12 protein-coding genes are annotated in these 10,853 nt (G+C 69.1%); 8 read left to right on the top strand and 4 right to left on the bottom strand.

Annotated elements, in window-relative coordinates:
- Positions 1 to 161 precede the first annotated feature (161 nt).
- Together JHY01_RS24895 and JHY01_RS24890 are read left to right on the top strand one after the other, a co-directional pair.
- A complete protein-coding gene (locus JHY01_RS24895; RefSeq protein WP_205328418.1) occupies positions 162 to 1,130 on the top strand; it encodes a toll/interleukin-1 receptor domain-containing protein in 969 nt (322 codons plus the stop codon).
- A gap of 383 nt (positions 1,131 to 1,513) precedes the next feature.
- Positions 1,514 to 1,885 (top strand): hypothetical protein, encoded by a 372-nt coding sequence (locus tag JHY01_RS24890; RefSeq protein ID WP_205328417.1) that lies wholly within the window; start codon positions 1,514 to 1,516, stop codon positions 1,883 to 1,885.
- A 350-nt stretch (positions 1,886 to 2,235) separates the two neighbouring features.
- Here the strand turns inward: JHY01_RS24890 and JHY01_RS24885 are convergent, their stop codons facing one another.
- A complete protein-coding gene (locus JHY01_RS24885; RefSeq protein WP_374199599.1) occupies positions 2,236 to 4,167 on the bottom strand; it encodes a BTAD domain-containing putative transcriptional regulator in 1,932 nt (643 codons plus the stop codon).
- A gap of 94 nt (positions 4,168 to 4,261) precedes the next feature.
- On the opposite strand from JHY01_RS24885, the gene JHY01_RS24880 reads away from it, so the two are divergent.
- Complete coding sequence (locus tag JHY01_RS24880) at positions 4,262 to 5,140, top strand: alpha/beta fold hydrolase (RefSeq protein ID WP_205328415.1); 879 nt, start codon at positions 4,262 to 4,264, stop codon at positions 5,138 to 5,140.
- Between the two features lie 39 nt (positions 5,141 to 5,179).
- Here the strand turns inward: JHY01_RS24880 and JHY01_RS24875 are convergent, their stop codons facing one another.
- Positions 5,180 to 5,761, bottom strand: coding sequence for a hypothetical protein (locus JHY01_RS24875; RefSeq protein ID WP_205328414.1), 582 nt, complete (start codon positions 5,759 to 5,761; stop codon positions 5,180 to 5,182).
- A 114-nt stretch (positions 5,762 to 5,875) separates the two neighbouring features.
- Between JHY01_RS24875 and JHY01_RS24870 the strand changes: the two genes are divergently transcribed.
- Positions 5,876 to 6,382, top strand: a complete 507-nt coding sequence (locus JHY01_RS24870) for a TetR/AcrR family transcriptional regulator (RefSeq protein WP_205328413.1) — start codon at positions 5,876 to 5,878, stop codon at positions 6,380 to 6,382.
- A 12-nt stretch (positions 6,383 to 6,394) separates the two neighbouring features.
- On the opposite strand, the gene JHY01_RS24865 is transcribed toward JHY01_RS24870, so the two are convergent.
- Positions 6,395 to 7,015 (bottom strand): pyridoxamine 5'-phosphate oxidase family protein, encoded by a 621-nt coding sequence (locus JHY01_RS24865; protein WP_374199598.1) that lies wholly within the window; start codon positions 7,013 to 7,015, stop codon positions 6,395 to 6,397.
- 157 nt (positions 7,016 to 7,172) lie between these two features.
- Between JHY01_RS24865 and JHY01_RS24860 the strand changes: the two genes are divergently transcribed.
- Positions 7,173 to 8,045: a J domain-containing protein gene (locus tag JHY01_RS24860; protein WP_205328411.1), complete on the top strand. Its 873-nt coding sequence runs from the start codon at positions 7,173 to 7,175 to the stop codon at positions 8,043 to 8,045.
- A 41-nt stretch (positions 8,046 to 8,086) separates the two neighbouring features.
- Positions 8,087 to 8,707 carry a LysE family transporter gene (locus JHY01_RS24855; RefSeq protein WP_205328410.1) on the top strand — a complete coding sequence of 207 codons (621 nt, stop codon included), beginning with the start codon at positions 8,087 to 8,089 and terminating at the stop codon, positions 8,705 to 8,707.
- 36 nt (positions 8,708 to 8,743) lie between these two features.
- On the opposite strand, the gene JHY01_RS24850 is transcribed toward JHY01_RS24855, so the two are convergent.
- Positions 8,744 to 9,328 (bottom strand): TetR/AcrR family transcriptional regulator, encoded by a 585-nt coding sequence (locus JHY01_RS24850; protein WP_205328409.1) that lies wholly within the window; start codon positions 9,326 to 9,328, stop codon positions 8,744 to 8,746.
- A 165-nt stretch (positions 9,329 to 9,493) separates the two neighbouring features.
- On the opposite strand from JHY01_RS24850, the gene JHY01_RS24845 reads away from it, so the two are divergent.
- Positions 9,494 to 10,423 (top strand): oxidoreductase, encoded by a 930-nt coding sequence (locus JHY01_RS24845; RefSeq protein WP_205328408.1) that lies wholly within the window; start codon positions 9,494 to 9,496, stop codon positions 10,421 to 10,423.
- A gap of 87 nt (positions 10,424 to 10,510) precedes the next feature.
- The gene (locus tag JHY01_RS24840; RefSeq protein ID WP_205328407.1) at positions 10,511 to 10,852 is read left to right on the top strand and encodes a YciI family protein; all 342 of its coding nucleotides are present in this window, start codon (positions 10,511 to 10,513) and stop codon (positions 10,850 to 10,852) included.
- Position 10,853 lies beyond the last annotated feature (1 nt).

The following is a 10,853-nucleotide window of genomic DNA, read 5'->3' as shown; positions in this document are numbered from 1 at the left end:
GTGCCCGCTTGCTTTCATCTCCAGTGCCCTGGCCCGAAGCTCCGCACTCGCGCGCGGCTTTCCCTTTGCCATGCAAGCATTCTCGCATCAACACCCAGAACCCAACTTCACAGTTCCGGATTAGTAGCCACGGCATGTCACGAGGATCAGGAGCACTACGCATGCGCAGAACCAGATGGGACGTGTTCATTAGTCACGCTTACGAGGACAAAGAAGGCTTCGTGCGGGACCTGGCGGAAGAACTCCGGCGCGGTGGTGTTCGGGTTTGGTACGACGAGTTCACCCTCACCGCAGGGGACAGCCTGCGCGAGTCGATCGACCGTGGGATCGCCGACGCACACATCGGCGTCGTTGTGCTCAGTCAGAACTTCTTTCGCAAGAACTGGGCGCGACATGAATTGAACGGCATCTTCTCGCTGTCGGTTAATGAGGACAGGCGGCTGATTCCGATCTGGTTGGACGTCACGGCCAAGGATGTCGGCAGCTACTCGCCGATGCTGGTGGACCGGGTGGCCATCCTTGCGAGTAAGGGCTTGTCTGCAGTCAAGGACGAGATCCGATCCGCCCTGTGGCAAGAGAAGTTCAGCCAACTCAACCGCGAGATCAACATCTTCAGGGTCGTCATCAACGACAAGATGCGTGATGTGCTATCACCCGCTCAAGCATCGGAGGGGTTCGAGCATGGTCTGCCCACGGAGGCAATTTTCGGGGTGCTGCGAGAACCTATCGCCAAGGCAGGCGATCTCACGCCGGGCAATTTCCTGGAGAATCGTTTCTTCGCGGACTTCCTGCACGAGGTGATCGCCAGGAAGATCTATCAGAGCCCAAGAGCCCGGAAGCAGGCCAGGGACCAACAAGAGGGATACCTATACCTGATCGACGGGCGTACCCAGGATCCGCAAGGCGAGGTGCCACCCGAGGACATTATCGGCGCGGTCGAGCTCAGCAACGGCGAGATGGTGCCGGGCAGCTACCAGCGCAACTACCAGCATCGACTGTTCACCTGGAGTGGGTTCTTCGTCCTGCCGGACGATCTGGAACACGCCATGGTGTCCGAGATTTTTCGGACTGGCAGCCAGAAGGGCGAAGATGATGAACTGAGGGTGAGCCTGGATGACCCGTTCGAGTAGTGCGTGTCGGTCGATGTTCATCTTATTGAGCCGAAGCTTATCGGTTGAGGTCCGCGTGTTGTTGGCGTGAGCGGTGATCATCGGGTGGACATGCGCAGGCTCTCGCCGCCGCAGCAGGGAGGCGCTGCGGAAGCAGGTGATGGCCGCGATCCGCGAAGTGATGCCCGATGCCGAGGCGGTCCGGGTGTTCGAGGGCGCTCCCAACTCGATCCGCAACTGGAGGGCCCGAGACGACCGCGCAGGCGCAGACCAGCAGGATCGCTGTCAGGGAGTACCACCAGCCCCGCCGCGAGTGGGGATCGGGCACGGCATCGAGGTAGGGGCGCAGGTCAGCGACCCGATCGGCGTCAAGCGGACCCAGCTTCGCGAGCACTGCCGCGAGCGTGCCGCTGACGATCGACTATGCAGGCAACGAGGTCCTGCAGCCCTCAAGCACTACCGTGGACCTCACATTGCAGACACCGACGAAGAACGAGTTCACCGGCCCGGAGTTCATCGCCAACGGCGAAGCCGCCACTCTCGCAGGACATCTCACCGACTACCAGGACAACCCCGTTGCCGGTAAACCGTGGCACTGTCGCCCGGTGCGGGAGGAAGCGCCCAATCGTGCACCGGGACAACCGACTCGGCAGGCCGCGCGTCCTGCAACCATCGCGGCCGTGAACCAGCCCCTGAACGACACCGCGACAGTCCCGGCCGCTGCCGTCTTCAACGGCGACTGCGCCTATCTCGGCTCGAGTGCCGGTCAAGCTTGAGTACTACACGGGCCGGGCCTACGGGCTGGAAGCCAACATCGATCTGATCGTCAGCCCGACACCGGCCGCCGTAAGACCCTGGAGCTCGGATGCCTCCAGCGTCAGGTTGCGGGGGCAGGCCCACCGGTACGGAGCCTCGACTTCACGCTCCAAGTGCAGCAGAGCCTTTCCAGGTCTGTGTGGCCTGCCAGGAGACGCCCTCGGCTGCCGCCCGCCGGGTGGACACCCAGCGGTGACCGCCTGTCTCCGGTCCCGGCTGTCCTGTTCCTCTGTATCTACACCGAGGATCGCGGGGCTTCCGACCTTGTCGCGGCCCCGCTCGCCGCCTTCCGCTCTCGGCTCGCGGGCTCTCAGCCAAGCGCGTCGAGCAGTTCTGCCACCGGCCCGGCCGTGAGCATCCCGCTGCCCGCCCCCGCGAGCTCGCCCGACGCCGGCGCGAGCGCAGTCCGCGTCGCCGTCATCATCGCGTTGTCGCCCAGAGCGATCGCCGCCCGCCCGGTGAGGACCCACATCGCTTCGGTGAGCAGGTCTCCCGGCGGCTGCGGCGTCCGCCGCAGCGCCGTCGCGGCCTCTTCCCGTCGGCCTCGATCCAGCAGAAGGAGCGGCTGCGCCCAGACCTCGTAAGGGCCCCAATCGGTGTCGTCCGCGAAACGCAGGGGTCGACCGTGCTGCAACCGCAGGCACAGCAGCGCGAGCGGCAGCAGACCCCGTTGCACCCCAGGCATTCCGGCTCCGTCGAGTCGGGCAGCCGCAACCCCGTAGGCGGCCTCGGCCTCCTCGAACAGCGCGTCGTGGGCTGCAACCCGCATCGCCCGGTACCAGTCGGTGAAGACCCGGGTGAGCGGCCGCTCGTGCTGTTCGGAGAGCCGATCCGCCGCCGCGGCGTGCTCGTCCGCGCCGTCGAAGTCCACCAGCGCACTCCGCGCCTGGAGCCGGATGAGGTGCCCCAGGATCGCATACGCGGGCAGGCGATGCCGAGCGGCGAGGGCGACCAGCTCGGCTCCGATCGCGTCGCGTTCCAGCGCTAGACCGGTCCGGCTGAAGGTCTGCATGAAGACGCCGTTGAGGGCGAACGCCAGCAGCGCGGGATCGCCCAGACCCCGAGCCAGCCGCTCCGCCTCGGCCGCCGCTTCCGCCGGGCGCGGTCCCGGCACACCCCGCGATTCGACCGCGACGACCGACAGCAGGCGGGCCCGGTCGACTTCGTGTGCGCCGGGACCCAAGCGTGCCAACGCACGTTCGGCGGCGGCCACGATCCTCGCGGACCGGGCGGGATCGTCGGAACGCGTCCAGATCGCGGGCACGTCGTAACCGCCGATGACCCGCGCCGCGAGTTCCGGGTCGTCCAAGCGCTCGGCGGCCGCGACCGTGGCGGCCCGCTGCTCCTGCGCCGTATCGAGGCCGGTGCCGCCCGTGTACGCCAGGCTGCGGAGCAGACCGACGGTGGACTCGAGGCGCGCGGGGGACTGCGGACCCACCGTCTGGTCGTACGCCGCCGCGGTCGCGGCCCAGACCTGTTCGGCCCCTTCACCACCGGGGTCGGTCTGGCGGAGCAGGTCGGTCTCCAACCGACGCAGGCGCACGTTCGGCTCGACACCGTGCCGCTCATCGAGCAGGGCCCTGGCCCGCCGCAGGACCGCGAGCGCGTCCGCCTGCCGGCCGGTGCGGTACAGCGCGAGCGCCAGCAACCGCCATGCCTCCTCGCGCCACGGATGCTCCGCCACCAACGCGTCCAGATCCGGCACCGCCTCGGCCGGCCGGCCGAGTCCCAGCAGCGCATCCGACCGCCGCTCGATCACGCCCAGCCGCAACTGGTCCAGCCGGGCGCGTTCCGTTCCGGCCCAGGCCTCATCGAAATCCGCATAGGCCGGGCCGCGCCATTCGGCAAGGGCCGCATCGAGCAGTTCGAACGCGCGATGCGCCGGCGCGCCCGCAGCTTCGGCGGCGGCAGCCTCGAACCGCCACGCGTCCACCGCCTCCGGCTCCACCCGCAACGCGTACCCCGGCCCTTCGGTCACCAGCAGCCGCGCGGGCGTACGCGGTCGCCGATCCGGTTCCATCGCGCGCCGCAGCGCCGCGACGAACGTTCGCACCGCGCCCACCGCGCCTGCCGGCGGCTCGGCCCAGAGGTCGTCCACGAGCCGGTCCACCGGTACGACCCGTCCGTGCGCGGCCACCAGCCGCGCGAGCACCGCCCGGTGCCGGGGTCCCCTGAGATCCAGCTCCGACCCCGCCTCGTTCCAGGCCAGGACCGGGCCGAGCACACCGATTCGCACGCGCAAGGGCACCTCCATCCGCTCGTAAACTATCGCGCTCATCCAACGCTCATCGGCGACTCGCAGACTCGGAGCAACCACCGAACCAGAAGGAGCGACCATGGACCTTTCGACACCGGGCTTCGACTACCAGCGGATCAGCGTCGACGACGGCGTCTCGCTCAACACGGCCGTCGGCGGCGAAGGCAGCCCGATCGTGCTGCTCCACGGCTTCCCGCAGACCCACCTGATGTGGCGGCATGTGGCCGCCGACCTCGCGGCCGACCACACCGTGATCGTCCCCGACCTGCGCGGCTACGGCGCCAGCTCCAAGCCCGCCGAAGCCGGGCGCGAGACCTACTCGAAGCGCACCATGGCCGCCGACATCGTCCGGCTCGCCGCGCGGCTCGGGCATGAGCGGTTCGCGCTGGCCGGGCACGACCGGGGCGCGCTGGTGGCGGTCCGTGCGGGTCTCGACCATCCGGAGGCGGTCTCGCACCTCGCGATCCTCGACGTGGTGCCGACCCTGGACATGTGGGAGGTCCTGCACGGGGCGGACGCGGCGGTGGCGTTCCACCTCTACTTGATGGCCCAGCCGCCCGGGCTGCCCGAGCGGATGATCGCCGCGAGCGCGGACGAGTTCTTCGGGTTCTTCCTCGATGTCTGGACGAAGGACCGCGGGGCGATCCCGGGCCCGGTGCGCGAGGAGTACCTGCGGGCCTCCCGTGCCGCGGTCGTGTCGATCGTGGCGGATTACCGCGCTTCGGCGGGCATCGACGTCGAGCACGACCGGGCCGACCGTGCGAACGGGAACCTGCTGCGGATGCCCGTCACCGTGGTGCAGCAGGACTGGGGCGCGGCTCTCGGCTACGACGCGGCGGCCGTGTGGCGGGCGTGGGCTCCGGACCTCGACCACCGGCTCACCGACGCCGGGCACTTCATGGCCGAAGAAGATCCGGCGATGGTCGCGAAGGCCCTGCGGGACTTGCTGGGGCGCTAGCGAAAGGCGTGCTTCCCGGATCGGGAGGCACGCCTTTGCTCAAGCGGCCGCGGGCTCGGTGGTGCGCCGCCAGAGCGTCACCGAGAGCCAGACGACGGCCGCGGCGAGGACCACGAGCGCGAGCTGGAGGGCGACTTCGGGGACGAAGGCGCGCAGGCCGATCGGGAACGTCGCGGCGGCGTACAGCGCCAGCGGGAGGCGCGGCGCACCGGAGCGCCAGAGTCCGGCCGCGTAGACGACCGCGGCGAGGATGAACAGGATCGAGGCGACGGTGAGCGCGGTCCCGAGCGGTCCGGCGCGCAGTGCGTCCACTTGGGCCGGTTCGAGGTAGGCGAACACGAGGTTGATCACGAACTCGACGCCCACGAGCGCCGCGATCGACGCGAGGCTGGCGATGAACCCGATGGTGAGCAGGCCGCTGCTGCCACTGCGGCAGGCGAAGTAGAGCCCGATGATGAAGCCGATCGCGAAGATCTGCGCGAGCGGGGCGAGAAGCTGCGTGATCGCGGTGGTCGGCAGGATCTCGGCCCGTTTGGCGGTGTTGACGAGGATGATCGCGGCGCTGAGCCATCCGGCGAGGGCGGCGAGGCGCAGTTCGAGGCGGGCGAGGGGTGCGGTCACGGAAGGCCTCCAAAGCGAGGGAATAACGCTTGTTATATCAATAACGATTGTTATGCTGACGGAGAAGCCCTGTCAAGCGCGGGTGCCGAACCGTTATCGAATGTGGAGCCGCCCATGACGTCCCCGACCGTCGCCGAGCAGCTGGTCCTCGGTGGACGCACGCTGATCAGTCGCGAAGGCACCGGCGACCTCTCGGTGCGCCGCCTCGTCGAGGCCGCGGGCCGCTCGACCATGTGCGTATACAGCCACTTCGGGAACCGCAAGCGCCTCCTCGCCGAGGTCTACCGTTCCTGCGGCGACGACCTCCTGGCGGCACTCACCAACGCCCGCAACGCGAACGGCCTCGAACGGGACTACGCCGCATACGCTCGCGAGGAACCCCGGCACTTCCAGTACCTCTTCGCCGCCGACCTCGACGGCTTCGGACTCGACCAGTCGCTGCGGCTCGACCTCATCGAATCGGTCGTGAACCGCGCGGCGGACTGCCTCAGCGGCAACGCGGACGAGGCGCTCTCCTGGTGGCTCCGCGTCCACGGCGCGGTCTGGCTCGACACCGTGCAGCGCCTCGCGGGCGAACCCGGCCGCTTCAACACGGCAGCCGCCCTCGACGCCGACGAGTAGACCGCCGTTCTGCTACCAGAGGGTCTCCCTGTAGGCCTTGTCAAGACCGCGGTCGGTCTGCTCCGCCGTGCCGTCCACGGCGAGCTGATCGCGGAGGATCCGGCCGAGCGTAGGCAGGGCGGCGCGATCGGGCCACGACTCGGTCTTCCACAGCTTGGAACGCATGAACGCCTTGGCGCAGTGCATGTAGGCGGACTTCACCTCGACGACGAGCACGCTGATCGCGGGCTTTCCCTCTACCGCCGTGCGTTCGCGCAGATCGGCGTCGACGGTCACCCGCGCCTCGCCGCTCACGCGCAGCGTCTCGTTCATGCCGGGGACGACGAACAGCAGGCCGACCGCCGGGTTCACGACGACGTTCTCGAGGGTGTCGAGCCGATTGTTGCCGGGTCGGTCCGGAATGGCGATCGTGCGGTCGTCCAACACCAGAGCGAAGCCCGGCCGGTCGCCCTTCGGCGTCACGTCGGCGTTGCCTTCGCCGTCAGAAGAGCCGATCAGCACGAACGGGCTCCGCGCGATGAAGGATCGGCAGTGCCCGTCCAGCCGCTCCAGTTCCTTTCGGACCGCGATGTCCGTCGAGTCCGGCGTCCTGTAGATCGCGCGAAGCCCCTCGTGCGAGCTGATGAAGTCCACGGTCGCCTCCAGAGGAATACCAGTCAAGCGAGCATATAAGAGGTCCGCGACTTCGGCGGCCGCCCACACGGGACGCTCGCGGCTCGGGCCTTCCGATCCGAGACGCGATCGAATACGGTTGTGGTCGTTGCCCTCCGCCCAGCTGGATAGGACGATCATGGCCGATATCCCGCTCACCTCCCGTTCGTTCGAGACCGATCTGACGCTCGAGGAGTCGGCCTTCGGCTGCGAGCGGACCGTGTCGTACGAAGCCCCGATCGACTGCGTCAACTGCGAAGGGGCCGGCCGCGACGACGGAGAGACCTGCGCGTTCTGCGACGGCGCCGGCACCATCATCGAACTCCGTCGCTCCACGATCACCTTCCCCGGGCCCCTCGACGACGGGGAAGTGCTGCAGCTGAAGGCGAAAGGGATCCCCGGGACGCTCGCCGTCACCGTCCGGGAGCTCCCGCACGCGGTGTTCGAACGCGACGGCGAGGATCTGCACACCTCCCTCGACGTTCCCGCGAAGATCCTCGCGGGCGGTGGTGTCGTCAACGTCGAGACGCTCGACGACGACCGGGAACTGGCGATCCCGCCGGGCAGCGGCGAGGGCTCGGTCGTACGGTTGCGCGGTCACGGCTTCCCGTCGAAAGAGCATCCGGAGCGGCGCGGCGACCTGCTCGTGAAGCTCAGCGCGGTACCGGAGACGACCCCGATCGAACGGGGGGCGCGCCGCTCGGGGGCGGGCCTGGCCGGGATCGGGCTGGCGTTCCTCCTCGTCGGCCTCGCGACCATGATCCTGGTGCTCGTGATCCGCTCGAACGCGACCGTCTGCGAGACGACCGAGACCCGGGTCTGCATGGTCGTCCGGAACGGCGAGGCGATCGGCGTGGAGTACGAGTCCGCCGAGGAACAGCGCGAGGAGCAGAACATCGCCGCGGCACTCGGTGTGGGCATCGGCCTCGCCACCATGGGCTTCGGCGGCTGGCTCGCCTCTCGCGGCCTCGCCGAGGCGGGCCGCGACAGGATCGAGCAGCGCCGCAACTGACGACCTGGGCCCGCCGGCGGCGCGGCGGCTACCATGGCGCGGTGACCGCCGCGTTCTTCACCGGGCTCGCCCTCGGCCTCGCGCTGATCGTGCCGATCGGGGCGCAGAACGTGTTCGTGTTCGGGCAGGGCGTCTCGCTCGGGATGCCGAGAGCCCTGTGGGCGGTCGTCGGCGCGGGCGTATGCGACACCATCCTGATCGTGCTCGGCGCGGCCGGGACCTCGGCGCTGCTGCACTCGGTGCCGGGCCTGCGCCCGGCGATGCTCGTCGCGGGCGCCCTCTTCCTGACCTATCTCGGCGTGAAATCCCTGCGCGCCAAGCCGACCGAGCTCGACGACGAGACCGGCGTCCGGTCGCGCGGCCAGGTGCTGCGCCGGACCATGGCCGTCTCGCTGCTCAACCCGCACGCCATCCTCGACACCGTGGGCGTCCTCGGCGCCGCCATCACCGCCCAGGCCGTGGGCACGCGACTGCCGTTCGCGGTCGGCGCGGTGTTCGCCTCCTGGACCTGGTTCCTGGTGCTCGCGACCGCCGCGCATGCCCTGCGTCGCTTCATGACCAAGGAACGACGAGTCTGGTTCGACCGGGTCTCGGGCATGATCCTGCTCGTGTTCGCCGGATGGCTGGCGGTCGAGTTCGCCCTGACGTTCACCGGGCACTAAAGGAATATATATCGACATCGAGGCATTCTGCCTCGGTCAACCGGTCTCGCTCGCCCTCGTCACCGAAACGGCGGCGATGCCGTTGAGCACCAGCTCCATCCAGCGCTCGCGGGCCTTCGGGGGCTGCTCGACCGGGACGGTGGCGAACAGCAGATAGAAGTCGTCCACGGACAGATCCGCCCGCAGGTGCCCGGACTGCTTGCCGGCCTTGATGATCCGCTCCATCGCGGCGATGCCGCGCTCAATCGGGCGTTCGATGTCGAGCTGCGCGCCGAGCGCCCGCGCGGCCGCCTTGGCGGCCTTGTCGCTGGCGGCGAGCTCGACGGTGCTCAAGAAGAAGTGCCGGAACTCCTCGAGCGCGTCGGCGCCGGCCTCCATGCGGTCGGCCGTGGCCTCGACCTCGCTCATGATCCGCTCGACGTGGGACTCGACGACCGCCGCGACCAAGGCGTCCTTGGTGGGGAAGTGGCGGTAGAGGGTGCCGACCGCGACCCCTGCCTCCTCGGCGATGGACTCCATGCGGACCTCGGGGCCGTGCGCCACGATCTGCCGGTCGGCGGCATCGAGGATCTTGGAGCGGTTGCGCGCGGCGTCGGCGCGCAGTGGGCGTTCCGCGCTCATCCCGTCTCCTCTCATTCGGATCCGCATCGTATGGCATCGCGGCACGTGACGAGCGCCACGCGACTTGCATTAACCTGAATCATGATTCATGATGAAGGTGAACTCAAGTTCAGCTTATCTCGCGACCGGGCCGCCGCCCGGGGCGAAACCGACAGGAGGCAAGCGATGGGCAGCAGGCAGTGGACCGCCGCGGACATCCCCGATCAGACCGGCCGCACCGCCGTCGTCACCGGCGCCAACAGCGGCCTCGGCATCGAGACCGCCCGCGCGCTGGCCGGGCGCGGCGCACACGTGATCATGACGGCTCGTTCGGAGGCGAAGGGCCGCAAGGCGGCCGACGAGATCCGCGCCGACCGCCCGCACGCGAGCCTGGAGGTGCGCACGCTCGACCTCGAAGACCTCGACTCCGTGGCCGCATTCGCGGAAGGACTGATCGCCGACCGGGGCCGCCTCGACCTCCTCATCAACAACGCCGGCGTGATGGCGCCGCCGCGTTCGCTGAGCCCGCAGGGCCACGAGCGCCAGTTCGCCACGAACCACCTCGGGCACTTCGCGCTCACCGGGCGGCTCCTGGGTCTGCTCGAAGCGGGCCGCGACCCGCGCGTGGTCACCGTTTCCTCGCTCGCGCACGGGCACGGGCGCATTCACTTCGAGGACCTCGACGGCGAGAAGCGCTACAGCGCGATCGCGTTCTATGGGCAGTCGAAGTTCGCCAACGCCGTGTTCGGCCTCGAACTCGACCGGCGGCTGCGGGCGGTCGGGAGCCCGGTTCGCAGCTTGCTGGCGCACCCGGGTTTCTCCGCGACCCGGCTCGTCGCGAACGGCATGAACGCGCCGGTGCGGCTGGTCTCGAACCTCATCATGCCGTTCGTCACCCAGTCGCAGGCGGACGGCGCGCTGCCGCAGCTGCGTGCCGCCACCGACCCGAAGGCGCAGGGCGGGGAGTACTACGGCCCTGCCGGCAAGAAGGAGCGCAAGGGCGCGCCGGTCGTGGTCGACACGGTCCCGGCGGCGAAGGACCTCGAGACGGCTTCGCGACTGTGGACGGTCTCGGAGGAGTTGACGGGCGTGAGGTTCCAACTCGCTTCCGCCTGAACGCCGGTCGATGTCGGGGGTCGCTCGTAGCATTGGGTCAGGATCGGCGCCGTCACGGATGAGGGCGCATGAGCAGGGAGTGACGCGATGAAGCGGTTTCTGATCTCGTTCGACGACGGTGCGATGGCCTCCATCCCCGAGGAGGAGATGCCGGAGGTCTCGGCGGCCTCACGCAAGGTGGTCGCCGACGCCAAGGAGGCAGGGGTGTGGATATTCGGCGCGGGCATGCTCACCCAGCGCGCGACCGTCGTCGCGACTGACGGCACGGTGACCGAAGGTCTCGCACCCGAGGCCAAGCCGTTCGTCGGCGGGTTCTCGATCATCGAGGTCGCCTCGCGCGAGGAGGCTCACAGGTGGGCGGCTGCGATCGCCGCCGCCTGCCGTTGCTCGCAGGAAGTGCGGGAGCTCTTGTACGACCCGGAGAGCTGAC

This window comes from Glycomyces sp. YM15 (assembly GCF_016918015.1).
GTDB lineage: Bacteria > Actinomycetota > Actinomycetes > Mycobacteriales > Micromonosporaceae > Glycomyces.
The sequence above is the reverse complement of the archived record's forward strand: the minus strand, read 5'-3'. Positions and strand labels throughout refer to the sequence as shown.